The 21,623-nt window shown below is 64.3% G+C and carries 16 protein-coding genes, 1 tRNA gene and 1 pseudogene; 2 read left to right on the top strand and 16 right to left on the bottom strand.

The annotated features are described in order from the left end of the window. Positions 1-81: 81 nt before the first annotated feature. Together ACP8JZ_RS03040 and lepA are read right to left on the bottom strand one after the other, a co-directional pair. On the bottom strand, positions 82-1,176 hold the full coding sequence (locus ACP8JZ_RS03040) for an o-succinylbenzoate synthase (protein WP_410172877.1): 1,095 nt from the start codon (positions 1,174-1,176) through the stop codon (positions 82-84). Continuing rightward, complete coding sequence (lepA, locus tag ACP8JZ_RS03035) at positions 1,173-3,014, bottom strand: translation elongation factor 4 (protein ID WP_036904426.1); 1,842 nt, start codon at positions 3,012-3,014, stop codon at positions 1,173-1,175. Before lepA ends, ACP8JZ_RS03040 begins: the two co-directional genes overlap by 4 nt. 285 nt (positions 3,015-3,299) lie before the next feature. Between lepA and rpsT the strand changes: the two genes are divergently transcribed. Next, entirely contained in the window at positions 3,300-3,563 is a 264-nt protein-coding gene (gene rpsT, locus ACP8JZ_RS03030) for a 30S ribosomal protein S20 (protein WP_021104428.1), read from the top strand. A gap of 224 nt (positions 3,564-3,787) precedes the next feature. On the opposite strand, the gene holA is transcribed toward rpsT, so the two are convergent. From holA to ACP8JZ_RS03000, 6 genes are all read right to left on the bottom strand, one after another. Continuing rightward, on the bottom strand, positions 3,788-4,756 hold the full coding sequence (gene holA / locus ACP8JZ_RS03025; RefSeq protein ID WP_023035585.1) for a DNA polymerase III subunit delta: 969 nt from the start codon (positions 4,754-4,756) through the stop codon (positions 3,788-3,790). Between the two features lie 28 nt (positions 4,757-4,784). Further along, the gene (locus ACP8JZ_RS03020) at positions 4,785-6,539 is read right to left on the bottom strand and encodes a DEAD/DEAH box helicase (RefSeq protein WP_484482663.1); all 1,755 of its coding nucleotides are present in this window, start codon (positions 6,537-6,539) and stop codon (positions 4,785-4,787) included. 232 nt (positions 6,540-6,771) lie between these two features. Continuing rightward, the gene (locus tag ACP8JZ_RS03015) at positions 6,772-9,078 is read right to left on the bottom strand and encodes a ComEC/Rec2 family competence protein (protein WP_371415908.1); all 2,307 of its coding nucleotides are present in this window, start codon (positions 9,076-9,078) and stop codon (positions 6,772-6,774) included. Next, complete coding sequence (locus tag ACP8JZ_RS03010; protein WP_484482662.1) at positions 9,065-9,931, bottom strand: ComEA family DNA-binding protein; 867 nt, start codon at positions 9,929-9,931, stop codon at positions 9,065-9,067. The genes ACP8JZ_RS03015 and ACP8JZ_RS03010 overlap by 14 nt, the downstream gene beginning before the upstream one ends. A 148-nt stretch (positions 9,932-10,079) precedes the next feature. Continuing rightward, on the bottom strand, positions 10,080-12,563 hold the full coding sequence (leuS, locus tag ACP8JZ_RS03005) for a leucine--tRNA ligase (RefSeq protein ID WP_306517651.1): 2,484 nt from the start codon (positions 12,561-12,563) through the stop codon (positions 10,080-10,082). Between the two features lie 195 nt (positions 12,564-12,758). Beyond that, complete coding sequence (locus ACP8JZ_RS03000) at positions 12,759-13,799, bottom strand: DUF4192 family protein (RefSeq protein ID WP_484482661.1); 1,041 nt, start codon at positions 13,797-13,799, stop codon at positions 12,759-12,761. 214 nt (positions 13,800-14,013) lie between these two features. On the opposite strand from ACP8JZ_RS03000, the gene ACP8JZ_RS02995 reads away from it, so the two are divergent. After that, entirely contained in the window at positions 14,014-14,601 is a 588-nt protein-coding gene (locus tag ACP8JZ_RS02995) for a hypothetical protein (RefSeq protein WP_306517649.1), read from the top strand. Positions 14,602-14,684: 83 nt separating this feature from the next. On the opposite strand, the gene ACP8JZ_RS02990 is transcribed toward ACP8JZ_RS02995, so the two are convergent. From ACP8JZ_RS02990 to rsfS, 8 genes and pseudogenes are all read right to left on the bottom strand, one after another. Further along, positions 14,685-16,391: an NAD-dependent malic enzyme gene (locus ACP8JZ_RS02990; RefSeq protein ID WP_306517648.1), complete on the bottom strand. Its 1,707-nt coding sequence runs from the start codon at positions 16,389-16,391 to the stop codon at positions 14,685-14,687. Positions 16,392-16,579: 188 nt separating this feature from the next. Then, complete coding sequence (locus ACP8JZ_RS02985; RefSeq protein ID WP_021106089.1) at positions 16,580-17,536, bottom strand: L-lactate dehydrogenase; 957 nt, start codon at positions 17,534-17,536, stop codon at positions 16,580-16,582. Between the two features lie 271 nt (positions 17,537-17,807). After that, positions 17,808-18,464: a thiamine phosphate synthase gene (thiE, locus tag ACP8JZ_RS02980; protein ID WP_306517647.1), complete on the bottom strand. Its 657-nt coding sequence runs from the start codon at positions 18,462-18,464 to the stop codon at positions 17,808-17,810. Further along, entirely contained in the window at positions 18,451-19,260 is an 810-nt protein-coding gene (gene thiM / locus ACP8JZ_RS02975) for a hydroxyethylthiazole kinase (RefSeq protein WP_484482660.1), read from the bottom strand. Before thiM ends, thiE begins: the two co-directional genes overlap by 14 nt. Before the next feature lie 276 nt (positions 19,261-19,536). After that, positions 19,537-20,136, bottom strand: coding sequence for a putative glycolipid-binding domain-containing protein (locus tag ACP8JZ_RS02970; protein ID WP_306517645.1), 600 nt, complete (start codon positions 20,134-20,136; stop codon positions 19,537-19,539). A 142-nt stretch (positions 20,137-20,278) separates the two neighbouring features. Further along, positions 20,279-20,351, bottom strand: a tRNA-Ala gene (locus ACP8JZ_RS02965). Between the two features lie 114 nt (positions 20,352-20,465). Then, positions 20,466-21,104: a histidine phosphatase family protein gene (locus ACP8JZ_RS02960; protein WP_286321147.1), complete on the bottom strand. Its 639-nt coding sequence runs from the start codon at positions 21,102-21,104 to the stop codon at positions 20,466-20,468. Positions 21,105-21,229: 125 nt separating this feature from the next. Beyond that, a pseudogene (gene rsfS / locus ACP8JZ_RS02955) lies at positions 21,230-21,622 on the bottom strand (ribosome silencing factor); the annotation flags it as partial. Position 21,623: the final 1 nt, after the last annotated feature.

The raw sequence follows: 21,623 nt of genomic DNA, 5'->3' as shown, positions 1-21,623 counted from the left end.
CGGTTCACGAGCAGCGCTGGACGAGGCGCATTCTGCAGCTGCCTGTTTCCGACGTACGTCAACCACCTGGCCCCGGTGGGGCTAGGCACGACCCGACTCGCTGCGCAGGACGGCGATCGTGGCGTCGAGACGTTGTGCCCAGCGGCGTCGGAGGTCCGCACCGGCATCCCCGACGCGAGCACTGTCAGCGCGTCCACTGGCATCGTGCGCGTCATCGGCGCACATACCGTCGGTCTGTGCTGTCGGGCCATCGGTCCATGCCGTCGGGCTCACCTCGACGTGTCCCACCGGCAGCGTCCCGTCACGAGGAAGGAGCGAGGGGGTGGCGAGGTCACCGTCGAACAGGCGTACCGTGCCGAGTCCGCAGGCGTGGTCGAGCCGCTCCACCTGCCCGGCCAGCTGAGTCGCCATGCCGATCCCGATGCTCGTGTCCAGGGCCGAGGAGACGACTGCGGGCAGCCCAGCCTGCTCAACGATCCGTGTCGCGCGACGCACCCCACCCAGGGGTTGCACCTTGACGATGAGGATGTCGGCTGCCTGAGCCCTCGCCACGGCCAGCGGGTCCTCGGCCCGGCGAACCGACTCGTCGGCGGCGATGGGCACCTCGACCGAACGACGTACCTGGGCGAGTTCTGGGACGCTCGAGCATGGCTGTTCGACGTACTCCAGCCCTCCCGCTGCTCGATCGAGCTCATCGATGGCGCGTCTGGCCTGCTCGACGTCCCAACTCGCGTTCGCATCCACCCGAATCTGCCCCGATCCGATCGCGTCACGCACCGCCTCGAGACGGGCACAGTCCTCGGCCAGTGAGGTGCCGGGATCGGCGACCTTCACCTTGGCGGTCCGACACCCCGAATCGGTGACGATCTGCCAGGCACGCTGCGGACTCGTCACCGGGACCGTGACGTTGACACAGACCTTCTCACGCCTGGGAGGCGGCATCGGCACCGTTGCCGCCTCCACACCGGCACGCAACCAGGTCGAGGACTCCTGAGCGTCGTAGTCCCAGAAAGGCGACCACTCCCCCCATCCAGCCGGACCGTGCAGCACCATGCCTTCCCGCACCAGAATCCGACGGAACCTCATGGTGAGCGGCACCGACCACACACCGAGTTCATCGATTCCCCGGTCTGCGAGCCAGCCCGGGACAGGTAGGTGATACAGCTGCAGAGTCACTTCTTCTCAGACCCCTCACCGGTACGCAGTGCAGCGACGAAAGCCTCCTGGGGCACCTCGACCGAGCCCACCATCTTCATGCGTTTCTTGCCGGCCTTCTGCTTCTCCAGGAGTTTGCGTTTGCGCGAGATGTCACCGCCGTAGCACTTGGCGAGAACGTCCTTGCGCACGGCTCGGATGGTCTCCCGGGCAATGACGTGGGATCCGATGGCGGCCTGGATGGGCACCTCGAACTGCTGACGCGGAATGAGCTCCTTGAGCTTGCTGGCCATGGCCACGCCGTAGGAATAGGCCTTGTCACGATGGACGATCGAACTGAACGCGTCCACCGGATCCCCATTGAGCAGGATGTCCACCTTGACCAGGTCGGAGGACTCCTCACCGACCTCGTGATAGTCGAGGGAGGCGTACCCCTTGGTGCGCGACTTGAGCTGGTCGAAGAAGTCGAAGACGATCTCCGAGAGCGGCAACCGGTAACGGATCTCGATACGGTCGCTGGAGAGGTACTGCAATCCCTGCTGCACCCCACGTCGCTGCTGGCACAGCTCCAGGATGGCGCCGATGAACTCCGCAGGAGACAGGATGGTGGCGTCCACCATGGGCTCGTGGACCTCGGCGATCCTGCCCTCGGTGGGGTACTCCGAGGGATTGGTGACGACGACGTCCGAACCGTCCTCCAGGACGACGTGGTAGACGACCGACGGGGCGGTACTGATGAGGTTGAGGTTGAACTCACGCTCCAGACGCTCCCGCACGATCTCCATGTGCAGCAGTCCGAGGAAACCGACCCGGAAACCGAATCCCAGAGCGGTCGAGGTCTCCGGCTCGTAGACCAGGGCGGCATCATTGAGCTGGAGCTTGTCCAGGGCATCACGCAGGTCGGGAAAGTCCTTGGCGTCGATGGGGAACAGCCCAGAATACACCATGGGCCGCGGATGCTGGTAGCCGCCCAGATCCTCGGCAGCGGGCTCCGTGGCCAAGGTGACGGTGTCACCCACCCGGGACTGACGCACATCCTTCACGCCGGTGATGAGATAGCCCACCTCCCCAGCACCCAGGCCCTTGGCCGGTGTCATTTCAGGGGAGATGACACCAATCTCCAACACCTCGTGGGTGGCACGGGTGCTCATCATGAGGATCTTGGTGCGGGCCGAGAGCTGACCGTCGACAACGCGCACATAGGTGACGACACCCCGATAGGTGTCGTAGACCGAGTCGAAGATGAGGGCGCGGGCCGGGACGTCGGGCTCACCCTCCGGACCGGGAACCACCTCGACGATCCGATTGAGGAGTTCACGGACGCCGTCCCCGGTCTTGGCCGAGACACGCAGCACGTCGTCGGGATCACACCCGATGATGCCGGCGATCTCCTCGGCATGCTTGTCGGGCTCGGCGCCGGGCAGGTCGATCTTGTTGAGGACCGGGATGATCTCCAGATCAGCCTCGAGAGCCAGGTACAGGTTGGCCAGGGTCTGGGCCTCGATGCCCTGGGCCGCGTCGACGAGCAGGATGGCACCTTCGCAGGCCTGCAGGGAACGGGACACCTCGTAGGTGAAGTCCACGTGCCCGGGGGTGTCGATCATGTTGAGCACGTAGCTGGCGCCGTCCACCTGCCACGGCATGCGCACCGCCTGGGACTTGATGGTGATGCCGCGTTCCCGCTCGATGTCCATCCGGTCGAGATACTGGGCGCGGGCATCACGTTCGGCCAGTACCCCCGTGATCTGCAGCATGCGATCGGCCAAGGTCGACTTGCCGTGGTCGATGTGCGCAATGATGCAGAAGTTACGGATGAGCGACTGCTCGGTACTGCCAGGCTGCGGCGTGGACGCTGACATCTGCTCCCTTTGACGATTCTGGACGGCATGGGTGGTGTGCACCGGCAGTGCTCCACCACGACGGATCGCGCTGGTCACGAGGCAACCCGTCATGACAGTCTCTCACGTCACGATGCCTCACGTGACGGACTGGTCCTCAGACCCAGGTCACGCAGCATCCACCGCGATTTGAGGCACGGGGCGGCAAACTGGTAGTCTTGCCTCTCGCGTCTGTGCAAGCCATCATTGCGCCTGCGCACGTCGCCATCAATCATATCGTCATCTCGAGAAAACAGAGGCTGCCCAGTGCCCAACATCAAGTCGCAGGTCAAGCGCGTGAAGACCAACGAGAAGGCTCGCCAGCGCAACAAGGCCGTCAAGTCTGCCCTGCGCACCCACGTGCGCAACTTCCGTCGCGCTGCCGAGGCCGGTGACGCCGAGAAGGCAACCCAGTACGCCAAACTGGCCAACCGTCAGCTCGACAAGGCGGTCTCCAAGGGCGTCATCCACAAGAACCAGGCCAAGAACCGCAAGTCGTCGATCTCCAAGAAGCTCAACAAGCTCGCCTGAGTCTCTTTCTCCGAACTCATCCTCGTGGGTGAGTATCTCACTCCAGCACAGCGCCTTGACCCACTGGGTGGTTGGGGCGCTTTTGCTCGTGCGGTTCCACGTTTCTGATCCTGAGGACGCAGAACAGTGTGACGGGGCGTGGGCAGCCACCATTGGCAGTGCGAATCGCACTCGTGAGCTCCGGAGCACCGGGGAGCGCGACACGGCCAGTCCCTCACTGGGCGTCAGCGGCCCACCCGGGCCTGTTCCACCTCGAGCACCATGGCCTCCAGCGCGTAGTGTGCATCCACGGCTGCTCCCTTGACAGCGGCATCGGCCTGCACGACGTGGCGTAGGGCCCGTGCCACCGCGGCGGAGTCCCAGTGCCGGCGCTGCGCCTCCAGATCCTTGATCTTCCACGGCGGCACACCGATGACGGCGGCGATCTCGGTGTTGGCCATCCTGCGTGTCCGCGCATCGAGGTAGCGCCCCAGGTTGCGCAGGCTGCCTGCCATCACGGTCGTGATGTACGTCGGTGACACCCCGGAGTCCAGGGCCCAGCGCAGATCTTCCAGCGCCTTGTCGACGTGGCCTGCCATGATCGCATCGGCGACGGCATAGGAGGTCACCTCGGCGCGTCCCCCGAAGTAGATGGACACCTGTTGGGAGTCGACGTGACCGTCGCTGTCGTCGGCCAGCTGCTGCACGGCTGCTGCCAAGGTACGAAGATCGTTGCCCAGGGCACGATGCAGGGAGTCGATGGCCGCACGATCCATTCTGAGTCTCGCACCACGTGCCTCATGGGCGATGAAATCGGGAATCTTCCACGGCTTCACCTGATCGGCCTTGACGGTCGTCACCTTGGCCTTGCGCAGTTTGTTGAGCAGACCTCTGCCCTTGTTGCCGCCCGGATGATCCATGATGAGGCACAGGTCATCGGACGGTTGCGCAGCCACGGATGCGACGAGATCGAAGAGGTCCTTGTCCACCTCGCTCAAGGCGTGGACGACGACGATCGTCGTCTGTGCGAACAACGATCCGCCAGTGGCCTCGGTGAAGGCCCCGACGTCCATCCCAGCACCGTCGAGTTCGATGAGCTCGGCATCGGGGGCCTGCCGACGGGCGTCGCGGACCCTGGTGGTGACTGCCCGTTCCCGCAACAGCTGTTCTGGGCCAACAACCAGCAACGACGTCCCAAAGACCGATCCACTCACGTGTTCATCATCTCATCTGGCGAGCAGTTCAGTGCGTACGCAGCCAGGAGGATCGGCGCTGCAGCAACTCGACGGGGGCAGATTCGTTGCGCGGGCCGGGAATCTCCCGATACAGCTGGGCCCAGGCAGCCTGCGGGGTGAGGCTGTGGGATCGTCCGAACTCCAGCAGTTGGCTGGCGATCATACGGCGGAGTTCCTTGGGATCGTCGATCTCGTCGAAGGCCGAGCCGCCGAGTCGCTGCACCTCGATGAGTTCCTCCCGACGGGTCTGACGCTCCTGGGCCTCGTGGACTGCCCGGGCCGCACGTCGCTGCTGGGCAACCTTCTTGGCCTGTTCGGCGCGGGTCTTCTCGTCTCGAGCCAACAGGGCGCGTTCCTGGGCCGGAGTGAGCAGACCGTCCAGGGAGAACAACCCATCGTCACCCGAGTCCCCCGTCGTGGGGGCATAGGTGTCGATGACCTCTCCGAGGATTGCGTCCGAGGCCACTGCGCGCCATCCTCGGGACTCGCCGTCGGGCTCGGTACGCGTACGGTTGGCCTCCTCCAGCTCATCGCCTTCCTGGGGCGGTCCTATGACGTGGTCACGCTGCTCCTCCATCTGGGAGGCCAGGGCGGTGAGTCTGCTCACCGCGGGCAGGAACACGGTCGCGCGTTCCCGGCGATTGCGGGCACGCACCACTCGCCCCACCATCTGGGCGAAGAACAGTGGGGTGGATGCCGTCGTGGAGTAGATGAGCACGGCGGCATCGGGAACATCGACGCCCTCGGTGATGAGACGCACACAAACGGCACATATCGCATCGGGGTTGTCGCGGTACTCGGCGAGCTTGCGCGAGGAGGCGGCATCCTCGCTGAGGATCACCGACGCAGTATTGCCGGTGACGTGCTTCCACACCTCGGCGTATTCCTTGGCGACCTTCTGGTTGGAGGCTGGGATGAGTACCTTGGCGTGTGGGATCCGGTTGGACTCACGCAGGTGGTTGACCCGTGCCCAGGCCGATGCCATGACGTGGGCGATCCACTCACCGTCGGGGTCCAGGGCGGTACGCCACGCCATGTCCTCATTGGTTCTGGTGAGCTCGGAATCACCCAGGATTGCCGTGTGCTCCTCACCCTCGGTGTCGGTCCAGGTGGATCGCCCGGAATAGGTGGCGAAGGTCACCGGTCGCACCACCCCGTCACGCAGGGCCTGTTCGTAACCGTAGGAGTAGTCGGAGACCGATTCGTAGACGCCGTCTCCCACCTCCTCGTAGCGCACATGGGCGATGTGCGCCTCATCGGAACGAAACGGTGTTCCGGTGACCCCGAGGCGGCGGCGAGCTCCGGTGAAGGCGTCGAGGACGGCCGAGCCCCAGCTCATGACATCGCCGGCATGGTGGATCTCGTCGAAGATCACAAGGGTGCGTTGGGAGGTGGCTCGGCCGGCGTGCAGACCTGGATTCTGAGCCACCTGGGCATAGGTGACGACGCAGCCGTGTGCGTCGGAAGGCAGTCGTTCGGAATTGGGGGTGTCCCGCAGGTCGAACCCGAGCGCACGCGCCGCCAGGATCCACTGGGAGCGCAGATGGTCGGTCGGGCACACGACGATGACGCGATTGATGACGTGGTCCTGCCACAGATGGGCAGCTACCGCCAAGGTGAATGTCGTCTTTCCGGCACCAGGGGTGGCACACACCAACCAGTCGGACGGGTTGGCGGCGATGTACTCATCCAGTGCCTCGCGCTGCCAGGTCCGTAGCCTGATGGGCATTCTGGGACCCTTGGTCGAAAAACGTGACGCCACCTGCTCCCCCTTCATCGGCACAACTCGCCACCCACGGGCACCCACTGACCAAGTCCATCAACCGGCCCTCGATCATTCGGACACCGCTGCGCCTGGGCCAGGCTGCCGCCCGGACCACATTCGATCTGGCTTCCCGTGGGAAGAACGCGGCGAGAATCACCGGCCGTCCACAGTAGCAGGCCAGGCCGGCAGAACGTGGGGCAGAACGTCGCCACACTGAAACCCGCCACTCTCATCCCATCGCACCGTGTGTGTCGCGTGTCACCAGGGAATCACCACTGCTGTGTATCGCGATCGACCCGTCCCGATCGGTGCGCATGGTCTGCATGCCCAATTCGCGGGCAAGGTTGAGGGCTTTCGCGGAGGGATGACCGTAGGAGTTGTCGAGTCCTGCCGAGGCCACGGCAAGGCGGGCGCCAGTCGCGGTCCAGAACCGACGATCCTGTCGTGCCGAACCATGATGTGGCATGACGAGCACGTCGCAACCCAGATCAGGGTGTCGTCGCATCGCCGCCTGTTGACCGCCTGGTTCGATGTCGCCGGTCACCAACGCTCGCAGCCCACCGCTGCTGGCGCGGACCAGCACCGAGGAGTCGTTCTCCTTGCTGGACTCCCCCGAGCCAGCCTCCTCCGCCTCGATGAGTGGGGAATCGAGAATCTCGACCGTGGCCTCCCCCACCGTGCGGATCTCTCCGGGGGCAGCATGGCTCACCTCGATACCGTGCTCGGACATGTGGTTCTGCAGCTCCTTCGCAGTGGTGACCGGTGAGTCGAGATCAGAGACAATGGCCTGGTTGACGCCGAACCCGGTGAGGACGGCATCAATGCCCCCGACGTGATCTGCATGGTAGTGGCTCAGGACGATCAGCGGAATCTGGTTGACGTGCAGGTCCGCGACGCAGTCGTGCAGGGGCTGGGGCTCTGGCCCCGCGTCGATGAGCACGGCAGTATTGTGTCCGGCGTTGACCAAGGTGGCGCTGCCCTGACCCACGTCGCACACGACGACCTGCCATTCGCCGGGCCATCCTGGCACCGGGGGCCGGATGATCGATGCCAGGACGAATCCGATGAGGGTGAGGATCGTGGCCCACCATCGTCGAAGCACCCACGGAGTGATCCAGGCCAACCCCAGACAGATGCCGGCCAGGACGCCGAGCGCAAGTGGGGTGACCGGCCACTGCAGTTGCCCGGCTGGGGCGGTGGCCCCCACATGGGCGATCCACAGCACCGGCTGGACGCACCACCCGGCCAACCATCCCGCGGGGACCCCCAGCGGAACCCACAGGCTGGCGGCAATGGCAGCGCTCATTCCCAGGATCGTTGCCGGCCCCACGAATGGAGCCGCAGCGAGGTTGGCGAGCAGCCCGGTGACACTGACGCTGTGTGACAGGGAGGTGACGAGGGGCTGAGTCGCAAGTTGTGCCGCCCAGGGGACGACCAGCGCCATGGCGACAGGTTGTGTGGCCCACTGCATGACCTTGACCCATCGCGTGGACCACCACAGGATCCCTGCCGTTGCCGCCACCGACAGCCAGAATCCGATGGAGCGCACCAACCAAGGATCGGCGAAGGCGAGAATCGTCATGGCAACGGCGAGGGATCGTATCCCTGCTGAGCGATCGAACGACACCCCTGCAGCGCTGAGAGCGACGATTCCCATCGCTGCAGCTCTCATCACCGATGGCTCGGATCGACAGATGAGGACGAAGAGCACCACTCCGAGCACGGACATGACCCGCAGCCACCTTCGCCGCAGCCCCAACCAGGATCCCGACCACCACAGCAGTGCCATGGTCGAGGCCAGATTTGCCCCCGAAACCGCCATGAGATGGGTCAGTGCCGTTGCCTTGAATTCCTCCGACATCTGGGAATCCACGGCAGCCGTGTCGCCCACCACCAGGGAGGGGACGAGGGCTCGCTGCCGTTGTGGACTGAAACGACAGGCCTGCACCAGGGCATCTCGTATGTGATTGACCCGGGCGTCGAGCCAGTTGGCCTGAGTGAGTGCGGTCAGGTTCTTGACGGCGATACGTCCTGCCTGCGAATCGGTCGGTTTCACCGGTGCCAGCCGACCAGTGACCTCAACATGTTGCCCCACCGCGGTGTGGCACAGCTGGTCGGTGTCGTTGCCGCTCAGGGTGATGGCTGCCCGCTGGGAGATGACGCGTCCGCGAGTCGTGACCTGTACCGTGCGAGCTGGGAGGAAGGCCAGTTGCGGCCGGGGACCCTTCGCTGCCACGACTCTGCAGTCTCCCGTGATGATGACCCGAGCAGTGGTCATGGCTCGCTGCTCGGACAGGGCCCCGACCCCCGTGTGGTGCAGAGCCTCCTGCCGCGCACCAGCAGTGACGGCAACGGTGAGGGTGACGAGCGCCACGATCGTCACCGCAACGTGCCCACGTAGGAGGGCCAGCAGCCCCATACACAGGCTGATCGCAGCCAGGACAGCCCACCACGTACGGTGCCCCGCGGTGGCGATGGCGGCGGCAACGACAGCTCCTGCTGCCACCGGGACCATTCGCAGGTCAGGGCTGGACACGGACCCTGTCCTTGAGCTTGGCGAACTTCTTGGGTCCAATCCCGTCAATCTCCTGCAGTTCGTCGACGCTGGTGAATCGTCCATGCTCCTGACGCCAAGTGAAAATGCGCTCCGCCATGACCGGGCCCACCCCGTCGATGGTCTGCAGCTGCTCCACGGTGGCCGTGTTGAGGTCCACCAGGTCGCCGGAGGCCGGACCACCCTGAGTTGCCGCACCATTGACGACGCCCGGTGCAGCTGCCGCACCAGCCAGCGCACCGCTGCCACCCGGCGCACCGCTCGGTGCCGGTTGCCCACCCGGGGATCCGCCACCGCCCTGGATGCCTGAGGGGGCGATGACCTTGCCATTGCCAGAGGCGGGGATGAGGATCTGGCAGCCGTCACACACCGGCTGTGCCATGTTGAGTGACCCCGGATGGGCCCCGGAAGCCATCCCCCCTGCCGCGTCGATGGCATCGATGATGCGGCCGTTGGCGGAGATCTCGTGTACTCCCGGATCGTTGACCCTGCCGATGACGTGCACCCGAATGCTCGACGGCGTGGCCGGTGCCATCGTATTGGGATCTGGCGTCGAGTTCACCGGGGATGCGGAGCCCTGCGGGCTCCCCGAGGCGGCGAGCACCGGCTGGGTGGCGGCAATCTCGGTCGGCCGGGAGCGCATGAGCTGCACGGCAACGACCACCAGGATCAGAACGAGCACCACACCGATGGCCGACAGATGGGCGCGAGTCACCCGACGATGAGGAGCGGGGTCCTCGCCGTCTCGATCGACTTGCCCGGCGTCCTCCTCATCATGTCGGGAGGGAAGCTCGGCCAACAGGTTGTCCAACCGGTCTCGAAATGCATCGTTCACATGAGGATTGTCGGTGCCTCAGCCGTCGATCCGGCACGTCACTGCACATCTGTGGATGACGAATTGGCGCCTGCGGAAACTGTCCACAGGCACCAATGGGTTCGGGTCCGTGCGCCAGCACATCATCATGGTTGACGCACGGTGCGAATCATTTGACGACCAGTGACAGCATCCTCGGCAGCCGGGCGATGACCTTGACGATGTTCTTGTCGGCAACGAACCGTTTGACATTGGCATCCGCCAGCGCGAGCTGCCTGGCCTGGTCCTCGTCAACGTCCGGGCTCACCTGGATCTTGCCACGCACCTTGCCGTTGACCTGAACGACCATCGTCACCTCGTCGGCGACGAGCAGAGCAGGATCGGCAGTCGGCCACGAGGAGCTCGCCACCGAGGGTTGGTAGCCGAGCAGTTCCCACATGTCCTCGGCCACGTAGGGGGCGAACAGGCTCATGGCCTGGGCCGCGAATGTCACAGCCTCGCGTACCGCAGGATCATTTGCACCACAGCCAGTGTCGATGGCCTTGCGCACGGCATTGATGAGCTCCATGCAACGCGCCACGATGACGTTGAACCGCTGCCCCTCGACCAGGGTGGTGATCTCGGAGATCATCTTGTGAGTGGTCTTGCGCAACGCCACATCGCCGGTGGTGACGTCGACCCCCGGATCGGAGGTGACGTCGTCGGCAACCCGCCACGCACGCTGCAGGAACTTCAGGCTGGCCCCCGGCGAGACGTCTGCCCAGTCGATGTCCTCCTCGGGTGGACCGGCGAAGATGACCGTGGTGCGCACGGCGTCAACACCGAACTCGTCGATCTGTTTGCCCAGGTCCACCCCGTTGCCCAGGGACTTCGACATGGCCTTGCCCTCATTGACGACCTGCCCCTGGTTCATGAGTTTGGTGAACGGCTCGTCGAAGTCGACCAGTCCGAGGTCGTGCAGGACCTTGGTGAAGAACCGGGAGTACAGCAGGTGCATCGTGGCGTGCTCGACACCGCCGACGTACTGTGACACCGGCATCCACCGACGCACTGCCTCACCATCGAATGCTCCTTGGGAGTACTGCGGGTTGCAGTAGCGCAGGAAGTACCACGAGGAGTCCACGAAGGTGTCCATGGTGTCGGTGTCACGCTCGGCCGGGCCGCCACACCTGGGACAGTTCACCTCACGCCACTGCCGAGCCTCGACACCTGCCAACGGCGAGGTGCCCTTGGGGGCCAGATCGGCACCGCGCAGATCGGGCAGCTTCACCGGCAACTGCTCATCGGGAACGGGGACGTCACCGCAGGCCTGGCAGTGGATGATGGGGATCGGGCAGCCCCAGAAGCGCTGCCGGCTGAGCAGCCAGTCACGCAACCGGTAGGTGACGGTTGGCTCACCGATCCTGCGATCGGTGAGGAACTCACACACCTTCGCGATGGCCTCGGCCTTGTTCTCCAGTCCGTCGAGCACGCCAGAATTCTGGTAGGCACCATCACCCGTGGTCGCCACCCCGGACTCGCGTGGATCAGCCTGCCCGGTGTCGATGACCGGGATCACCTCAATGCCGTAGCGTCGTGCGAAGTCGAGGTCTCGCTGGTCGTGCGCGGGCACGGCCATGACGGCACCCGTTCCGTAGTCGGAGAGCACGTAGTCGCCAGCCCACACCGGGATCTTCGCACCATTGACCGGGTTGGTGGCCTCCACCCCCAGGTAGACGCCGGTCTTCTCGTGCTCGGTGGACTGACGCTCGATCTCGGTCTGCTTCTTCACCTGTTCGAGGTACTCCTCGAAGGCTGGACGTTGCTCGTCGGAGACGATCTCGTCAGCCAGTCGGGCGTCGGGGGCGACGACCATGAACGTGGCACCGAACAGGGTGTCCGGGCGAGTGGTGAACACACGGACCGGCTCGTCGCGCCCATCGATGCGGAAGTCGACGTAGGCGCCCTCGGATCGTCCGATCCAGTTGCGCTGCATGGTGAGGACGCGATCGGGCCAGTTGCCCTCGAGCCTGTCCATGTCGTCGAGCAGACGCTGGGCGTAGTCGGTGATCCTGAAGTACCACTGATTGAGCTGACGCTTGGTGACGACGGCGCCACAACGGTCGCAGCGGCCGTCCTTGACCTGCTCGTTGGCCAGCACGGTCTGGTCGTTGGGGCACCAGTTGGCCCACGAATCCTTGCGGTAGGCCAGCCCCTTCTTGAAGAACTGCAGGAAGAGCCACTGGGTCCAGCGGTAGTACTCCTCGTCGGAGGTGTGCAATCGCTTGCTCCAGTCGAAGGAGATGCCGTAGCGGCGGAATGAGGCCGCCTGGGTGTCGATGTTGTGGTAGGTCCACTGCGCAGGATGGCTGTCATGCTTGATGGCGGCATTCTCAGCGGGCAGCCCGAAGGAGTCCCAACCCACCGGGTGCAGCACGTCATAGCCCTTGAGACGCCAGTACCGTGCCGTGACGTCACCAATGGCGAAGGCCTCGGCGTGTCCCATGTGCAGATCACCGGAGGGGTAGGCGAACATGTCCAGCAGGTAGCGGCGTTCCCGGGACCCGTCGTCCACGACCTTGAACGTGTCGTGCTCCTGCCAGTAGGTGGACCACTTCTGCTGGGACGCGACGGCGTCGTATCCCCGAGCCGCGGCCTGTCCAGAATCGCTCACAATCAATACCTCCAGGTCACTGCGTGCCCTCCGGCACACACATGGCCACGACTCTACCGAAAAGGCAGGCACCCGGTGACCTGCGTCTACACAGGTGGGCAGTATCCGCCCCGGAAGCACGGGACAGGCCTCACGATCCTCGCCCCACCCTGCTCGATTGGGCATCCACACCCTTCCGGCAGTCGTCGCGACCACTCAGGCGCACGGGCGCGGTGCGGCAACGCTGAGTGATTCGTCCGTTCCCTCGCCGAGCGCCATCACGGCGGGATCCCGTGGCATGACATCCCATGTGTGGGGAGCGAGCAACGCTCGATACGTCGTCTCCAGTGCTGCGATGAGAGACGTACCTGCAGGTTGGCTGGATGGGTCTGCACGGTGAATGAGACGGGCCCGTTCCAAGCTCACCGACTCCAACGCTCCGTCGCCACACAGCCAACAGGCCAGGCCGTGCAGTGCCAGCACGGCCAGGGCATGATCGTCCGGGCAGTGCGTGAGAACCTGGGACCACAGCTCAGCGTGTTTGCGGGCACCGTCTCGCGGGGTTGTCTCCCACAGGTGCCGAGCCACCTCGTCGTTCTCCAGACAGATGACCAGCTGCCAAGCCTGCTCGGCGGACGGTGCAGCACCAGTCGCCACCACACCATCACGCACCTTCTGTGCCAGAGCCGTCTGCTCATCACTGCTGAGATGCGCCACCTGCTGCTGGACTGCCACCCGCACCGGGTGCTCGATGCGAAGCTGGCTGGGGTGGGCCGGGCCCACGGCTTCGGCGAGGCTGGACCTGTTCGGCAGCACGGCAAGTCCGCGATAGACCGCTTCAGCATGAACTCTGCTGCCATTCGCCACCCGGTGGCCAGGACAGTCCTCGGCACAGGAGATTCCCTGCCACATCACCTGGTCGGTGACCACAGCCTCCAGTACCCGGCTACGTGTGAGCAGGGGAAGGCCATTGCGCAGGATGGTCAGGCCCTGATGCACGTCCTGGCTGAATACCACCATGAGCATGTCACAGGATGGGTACGCCGTCTCTATTGCGCCGGGGCCAGCAAGGAAACCAGCACGTGTCGACAGGGGCAGGAGATCCATGCGAGCCACCAATCCTTCGGCGGAGCAGCCGGGCGGACCGACGATGAGGGTCACCAGGCTTTCCTCGGGTTGGAACCCCAACAGATGAGGAAGAAGGTGGATCGCGTCGTCGATGGAAGTGATACGTAACGGTTCCTGGGAAGATCTCATACCCATGTTGTCGTGGTGACTCGCCGAATCCGGCACATCACGAACACACCTGTGGACAGCGCACCTGCGAGTCGCATCTGCCCTGTGGATGAACGAGGCACCACCATTCCGACCACTCTGCTGGAAAGTCCTGCAGGATGCAGCAGACAGCACCGGGCATCGTCGCGCGGCGCGCACTGCATGGTGCGAACGCGGGGCACGTACTCTTGAACTCATGAGCCAGCCGAACATCAGTCAGTACCGGCCTCCCAGACGACGCGCCGGATGGCTCATAGCCGTCCTGGTCGCTGCCTTGGTCGTGGGGCTCGGCGTCACGGCGTGGAAGGTGACGAACGAACCTCAGCTGGCTGCGCCGTCGGCCACGCCTTCCGACGGCGTCGATGGTCCCAGCACACCGGATCCGAACAGCACCGTGGCCCCCTCGATGCCTGGGCACACCCCAACCGGGTCACCGAGCCCGACACAGTCGACGCCATTCGTCGCACACAACGGGGAGGTCAAGGGCACGTGGCGGATCGACTCGACCGAATGGCACCAGGACGAGGTGGTGCTCACCGTCTCTATCACCGTGTCACAGGGCACCCTGGACGACTACAGCTTCTTCATGATGACCGACGACACCGCCACCGTGAACCGTCCGGAGACCTCGAGCGATCCCCGGGACATCTCGACAGGGACCGTCGAGCAGGGCCGCACCGTCACTGGGACGCTCACCATCGCGACGCAGCGGAAGAACTCCATGATCGTCCTGGCGCAGAACGGCGGCGCGACGGCCATCTCGGCCCTTGAGGTCGTGGGCTGAGAACCCTGACCCAGCAACCGCATGGGGCCCGCCTGACCCCACCATCACGCGTCAGATCTGACCGGCCATCACCCGAATCCTCCTCAGATGACCTCGATCCTGGGGTACTCCGGTCGCCACATCGTCTGGAATATCGTGTCCACCGGGTTGTCGAGGTCCTTCTGGGCAAGACCTTCCTGACTGGCCTGCTGGGCCACGGCCATACCAACCCGTGCCGAGATCGGACGCAGCTGGTCGATGTCGGGCAGCAGTGACTCCCCGAGCTTTCGGGGCCGCCCCACCTTGGCCAAGGCCTTTGCAGCAGCAGAGATCATCGAGTCGGAGACGAGCTTGGCATTCGAGGCGATGACGCCGAGCCCCACTCCCGGGAAGATGAGTGCATTGTTCGCCTGGGCAATGTGGTACGTGGTGCCGCGGTACTGCACCGGATCGAACGGTGAGCCAGTTGCGATGAGGGCAGAACCCCCAGTCCACTCGATGATGTCGGAGGGAATCGCCTCAGCACGTGAGATCGGATTCGACAGCGGCATGATGATCGGGCGATCACAGTGGCGGGCCATTTCCTTGACGACGTTCTCGTCGAAGGCACCCTGTTGGGCAGAGGTACCAATGAGAATGGTCGGTTTGACGTTGCGGACGACGTCAATGAGCTCATACATTCCGGGGTCTTCCGTGTGCCATCCGGACAATTCCGAGGCCGGCCGGGCAAAGGATTCTTGGAAATCGCGCATCGGAATCCCCTCCCGCAGCAGTCCACGCGAACCGAGGGCCCAGAAATGGCTGCGAGCCTCGCTCTCACTCATGCCTTCTTCCATCATGAGTTTGATACCGAGTTCGGCTATTCCCACGCCGGCCGTGCCGGCACCGTGGACGACGATCCGATGATCGGAAAGCTTGATCCCCGACACCTTCACGGCACTGACCAGGGCCGCCAGCACCACAGCAGCCGTGCCTTGGATGTCGTCATTGAATGTGCAGTAGTCATCACGGTATCGATCCAGGATTCGGGTGGCATTTGCCGCTCCGAAATCCTCCCAGTGAATCATGGCATTCGGATACCGATCATGGGCTGTGGTGAGGAATTTGTCGATGAACTGGTCATACTTCTCGCCACGGACCCGGCCATGACGGACTCCGAGGTATCCATCGTCATTGAGCAATTCCATGTTGTCGGTTCCCACATCCAGCACGACGGGCAGAACACGATGCGGATGGATTCCGGCAGCTGCCGTATACACCGCAAGTTTTCCAATGGTGATGGCAACCCCACCGACACCTTGATCACCGATTCCAAGGATTCCCTCGGAATCAGTGACGACGATGAGGTCGACCTCGTCGGAATCATGCCCCATGGCAGCCAAGGATTCCTCGATGCCATCAGGATCGTCGATGGACAGGAAGATGCCGCGTGGCCGGTGGTACCAGTAACTGTACTGCTCGATCGCCTGGCCGATGGTCGGCGTGTAGACGATGGGGAGCATCTCCTCGATGTGCTCGCCCAACAGCCGGAAGTACAACACCTCGTTGCGATCATGCATGGCGGTGAGGAACAGGTACTTGCTCAACGCATCCGGCTGAGCACGGTACTGGGAGTAGACGCGTCTGAGTTGGTCCTCGATGTCAACAACCTGTGATGGAAGCAGACCGGTGAGATCCAGTGCCTCCCGTTCTGCAGTGGTGAAGGCTGTTCCGCGGTTGATCAATGCATTGCCGAGTACATCAGTCCCGCGGGCAGCAATGCGAAGCACTTCCCCGTCGGGATTTTCGACGAACTCAAAAGAACTTGTCATGGCTCATACGCTAGTGCTCCACGTCTTCGTCGGGGCACCGCAACTACTCACGGGGGCAGCACATAGACATACGTGCACACCTTCGAACGATTGTGCACCGTGACCGGCATTCCCCAGCACTTACCTAGATGTGCCGGCCACGGTGAAAACTGTCTGGTCCTGCTCAAATCTCTGAGCAGCCCGGCAGATCAGATGTCCAGGCTCGACAGGCTGTCCTTGAGACGCTCGGCGGAAGCGTGCAACTTGGTGATCTCACCATCGCTCATCGGTACCGGGACGACTCCTTCGATACCTTCGCGCGAGACGATGCACGGCATGGACAGGGCGACGTTCTTGACGCCGTGGACGTCGTCGATCACGCTGGACAGCGGAAGGATCGAACGGTTCGCTCCCAGCAGGGCCTCGGCAAGTCGAGCACCAGTCAGGCCGATGGCGTAGTTGGTTGCTCCCTTGCCCTCGATGATCTTGTAGGCGGCGAAGGCTGCCTCGTGGGCAAGGTCGTCGAGTACCTCGTCGGTGAAGACGGACTCGCCGTCCACCTTCCATTCGTGGATCGGCACGCCGGAGATCTGCGCGATGGACCACAGCGGGAACTCCGAGTCGCCGTGCTCACCGACGATGGTGGCGTGCACGTGACGCTGTGCCACATTGGCCCACTGACGGATGAGCCAGCGCAGCCGAGAGGTGTCGAGCATGGTTCCGGTCGAGAACACTCGGCTGGAAGGCAGTCCAGAGATGTTCTGGGCGACGACGGTGAGGACATCGCACGGGTTGGTGACCAGGACGAACAGCGCATTGGGCGACTGTTCGAGCAGCTGGGGCATGAGGGACTTGAGGATTCCGGCGTTGACACCGGCGAGATCGAGCCTGGTCTGACCGGGCTTCTGCTTGGCGCCAGCAGTGATGAAGACAATGTCAGAGTTGACGGTGTCCTTGATGTCGGCACCACCCATGACCGATGCCGGGGTGAACTGGGTGCCGTGAGCCAGGTCGGCGACCTCAGCCTCCACCTTGTCCTTGTTGATGTCGTAGAGACAGACGATGTCGGCCGAACCGCGAATGAGACAGGCATAGGCCAGCGAGCTGCCGACACTTCCAGCACCGATAACCGAGATCTTGCGACGATTGACTGCTTTCAAGGTCATGTCTCGATTCTATTCGAAAAAATCGTCAGAACCAGATGAGCGTTCCTCCAGTAGAACGTCCAAATATTTGGTGAATTGTGACCCATGTCACTCCGGTAAGGTGACAAGAACATGCCGTGGAACACCCCCTGCCGAGTGCCCCAGGAGTGTGGACGCATCGATCCGCCACGATCTCACGGGGCACCTGGCCAGGGCAGCGGCGGCGAGGACGAAAACGGCGGGTGTGGCACCGAGGACGAGCCTCAGGGGAGTGGCCCACACCGCCGCTGTCTCAGCTCCGACCGGTGGCGACCGTCCACGCTGCGAGAAGGTCGGCGGCGGCCTGACGTGGATCAGGTTGGCCGCAGATGGCCGAGACGACGCTCATACCGTCGCAGTGGATACGGGCCAGATCGGCGGCGTCGTCGGCCTTGACGCCACCGATGGCACACACCGGCCACGGACTGACCTCGATGACCTCGGCAAGACGCCTCAACCCCAAGTCGTCGGCCTCGGGTTTCGTCCCCGTGGCATGCAGTGCCCCCACGCCCAGATAGTCGACGATGTCCTCACCAGCAGCGATGGCTGCCCTGACATGTTCGGGGCTCTGGGCCGACAGCCCGAGCAGGCGGTCGGGGCCGATGATGCGCCGCGCCGTGGCAACGTCGGTGTCGGACTGGCCGACGTGGGCACCGGCTGCCCCGATGGTCTCGACGAGGTGCACTCGATCATCAATCAACAGTGGGACTCCTGCGCCGGCGAGCACATCCACCAGACGCCGCCCCAGGACGACGAAGTCGTCATCACCGAGGTGGTGGTCCCGCAGTTGGACCAGAGTCGCTCCCCCATCCACGGCCTGCCGTACCGTCTCGACGACGCCGTCCGCGCCACCACACTGATCGGTGTCGGTGACCAGGTACACCGACAGGTCGACGTCAGGCCTGGACACAGCGGATTCCTCCCTGCTCGGCAACCTCGTCGGGAGTGACGAGGTACAGCTCGTCGATGAGGGCGATGGCGAAGGAGCCGGGGGCGACGGTGCGCCGGGCAGCACGCTCGGCAGCCACGCACATCATCGCCGTGGCGGCCGTGGCGGCGACAAGACGATCGGACTCGGCAGCGGCGAAGGCCGCCATGAGGGCTCCCAAGGAGCAGCCGACACCGGTGACCAGGGTCATCCATTCATGACCCGCCGTGACGGTGGCCACTCGGGTGCCGTCAGTGATGCGATCGACCGGCCCGGAGACGGCGACGACGCACCCGTTGGACCGGGCGAGCTCCCGGGCAGCTGGCAGGGCGGCCTCGGTGGTGTCGACGGCGTCGGTGCCACGTGCACCCTCGCCCGTGCCGTGGAGGGCCAGGATCTCGGAGGCGTTGCCACGAATGATGGCGGGATGACTTGCGGCCAGGCAGTCGCGCACGATCTGGCCACGCCACGGCAGCGCGCACGCCACTGGGTCGAGCACCCATTTTCCGGCAGCTGCACCGGCAGCCTGTTTCATGGCCTCGGCGGTCTCGGGGTAGGGGGTGCCAGAGTTCACCAAGACTCCCCCAGCCACCTGGGCGAAGATCCCGGATTCCTGGGCGTTGTCGACCATCGCCGGTGAGGCGCCAGCAGCAAGTAGCACATTGGCAGTGAAGTTCGTCACAACGATATTGGTGAGGCACTGCGTCACCGGATTGGCTTTTCTCATGGCCGTCACCGCCTCGGCAACGCGGCTGGTGAAAATGGACTCGTCAGTCATTGGTCTCCCTTCGTCGGCATGACCCGGACAGGTTCAGCGGTCGGCATCCAGATGCCCTCTCAGCCCCGACGGGCTCCCGCGCTGGGTACAGCCTAACGCTGGGACGGCAGGACGGCAGCAGCCGTCGGGATCATCACTGACCCACCCATCCCTCGTCTGGGCTGTGGGCTTCGTCAGGGCTGTGAACCAAGAACGACGCTGCACAGTGCTGACCACATGCCGTTGGACCAGGGAAAAACACCTCTGAGCAGGCGGCGCTGGTCGGTGGACAACCACTCAGTTCCCAACCCGGCGCGCCACCCGCGGGTAATCGGTGACGACGGCCCGGGCGTCCACTCCGACGACGTCTGCTCCGGCGCCAACCCCGTGGGTCACACAGTGGGCATCGATGCTGGCGTAGTGCTGCTCCGACGCGGTGACGCGCAGGGAAGGGAGCTCCACCCGCGCCACGATGAGGTTCGTGGACGGCACGGCACCCTCGAGCAGACCCAGCCGCCGGATCGGCATGGTGCAGGTGAGGGGGCACTGGTCAAGATCGCAGTCGAGTGTCGTCGAGAGGTCGGTGCCCGGCGCGATTCCCGGCGAGGCGAGGCTGGGTGGTTGCGTGCCGGAGGCAGTGGCCTTGTCGCGCCACTGACCGTTCCTCCGGCGGACGAGGCGCAGCGTCCTGCCCCACCTGTTGCCTGCCACTTCGACGTTGATCTCGCGGGTGATCCAGTGTGGGCCCGTGATCAGTTCCCATCGGGCGGCGTAGTGCGGGCATTCCTGCACACCGGTGGCATCCAGATGGTTGCGGTGAAAGGCCACGGTTGCGGTGTTGACGAGATCGGGCTCGTCCCAACCACGCCATGCGTACGTCCGCTTCCTCGCCCACATGAGCATCACCCCACCCATCACCACACAGTTTCGCCAAAGAGGATCGGTCCCAGAATACGGATGCCGGGGCAGGAAATCGTGGCAACGAGAAATACGGGGACAAAAAATGGACTGCTCACAATTGAGCAGTCCATTCATGATGTGGAGCATAGGGGATTCGAACCCCTGACCTCTTCCATGCCATGGAAGCGCGCTACCAACTGCGCCAATGCCCCAAACCTGGGAATCATTCCTGACCCAAGTTCTTCCCGACTCGCCGGGCGACTCGTAAAACTCTAGCGGACATGGATTCAAAATGCAAAATCGGCCACTCAGGGGCGTGTGCAGCCTCAACTCACCGTCGCGTTGTACGCCATGAGCCGCCACGGTGACGTGAATCCCCTGCGTTGCCGTTCCTCGGCGTCCAGATGGTCTAGGACGATCCAGCCGCAGTTGGCCAGTCCACCGAACTGACGCGATGCGGCATAGTCACCACCCATGAGATAGGCCGCAGCCGTACGCAATGCGAACCCGTGCGAGACGAGCACCACAGTCTGCCCGGCGTGCTCACCCACGGCGTCCGCACACACGGCGATGATGCGCTCGGCGACCTCGCCGGCACTTTCCCCGCCTGGCCGCACGTAGTCGTCGCGAGCCGTCATGCCAGCGGCGTACGTGGGATCGTTCCGACGCAGCTGGCTGGCCTTTTCACCTGACCAGACACCAACGTCGATCTCCACCAGTCGCTCGTCCTCACGCACCGACACCCCGGCTGCCGAGGCGATGGCCTCAGCCGTGTGTCGAGCCCGCTGCAGCGGTGAGGAGAGGACGGCAGCAGGCTCCATGGCGGCAATGACCGGCGCGGTGGCGGCAACCTGCCGTCGACCCACCTCGTCCAGGTCGATGTCGAGACGGCCCTGCAGCCGTCCCTGAACGTTGTAGGACGTGCGTCCGTGCCGAACGAGGACGAGCCGTGTCCGCCCACTCACTGGCCAGCAATCCGCTCGTCGGACGATTCGCCAGCCACCTCACCGAAGACGTTGTCAGTCGGCTCGCCCTCGGCGGTGAGCCCCTCGACAGCAGAATCCTGGGACTCCGCAGCGTCGATTCCCTGAGTCCCGGACTCGGCGGCACCGGCGCCCCCATGTTCGGGAAGTTGGAGGTCGATGTGCGGGCAGTCCTTCCACAGCCGCTGCAGGGAGTACTGCTCGCGCTCGTCCACCTGCTGGATGTGCACCATGACGTCACGGAAGTCCAGCAGGATCCACCGCTTCTCGGCCTCACCCTCCGAGCGTGCCGGCCGGAGACCCTCGGCGGCGAGTCGGGCCTGGATCTCGTCATTGATCGCATCTGCCTGCGGTTCGTTGGCTGCCGTGACGAGCAGGAAGACGTCGGTGTAGGCGATGTGCTCCGACACGTCGAGGGCGATGATGTCTCGCCCCGCCTTGTCGAACGCGGCACGTGCGGCGTTACGGGCGATGTCAATGGCAAGCTGTGTGGCGGTCAAT

It is taken from the genome of Cutibacterium sp. LaCa_286, from assembly GCF_057198075.1.
This window is presented reverse-complemented; position numbering and strand designations above follow the sequence as displayed.

Excerpts from the sequence above, each read along its gene's own strand:
- lepA (WP_036904426.1), bottom strand. The coding sequence starts at position 3,014 with ATGTCAGCGTCCACGCCGCAGCCTGGCAGTACCGAGCAGTCGCTCATC.
- ACP8JZ_RS03000 (WP_484482661.1), bottom strand. The coding sequence starts at position 13,799 with ATGAGATCTTCCCAGGAACCGTTACGTATCACTTCCATCGACGACGCG.
- ACP8JZ_RS02995 (WP_306517649.1), top strand. The coding sequence starts at position 14,014 with ATGAGCCAGCCGAACATCAGTCAGTACCGGCCTCCCAGACGACGCGCC.
- ACP8JZ_RS02990 (WP_306517648.1), bottom strand. The coding sequence starts at position 16,391 with ATGACAAGTTCTTTTGAGTTCGTCGAAAATCCCGACGGGGAAGTGCTT.
- ACP8JZ_RS02985 (WP_021106089.1), bottom strand. The coding sequence starts at position 17,536 with ATGACCTTGAAAGCAGTCAATCGTCGCAAGATCTCGGTTATCGGTGCT.
- thiM (WP_484482660.1), bottom strand. The coding sequence starts at position 19,260 with ATGACTGACGAGTCCATTTTCACCAGCCGCGTTGCCGAGGCGGTGACG.
- ACP8JZ_RS02970 (WP_306517645.1), bottom strand. The coding sequence starts at position 20,136 with ATGTGGGCGAGGAAGCGGACGTACGCATGGCGTGGTTGGGACGAGCCC.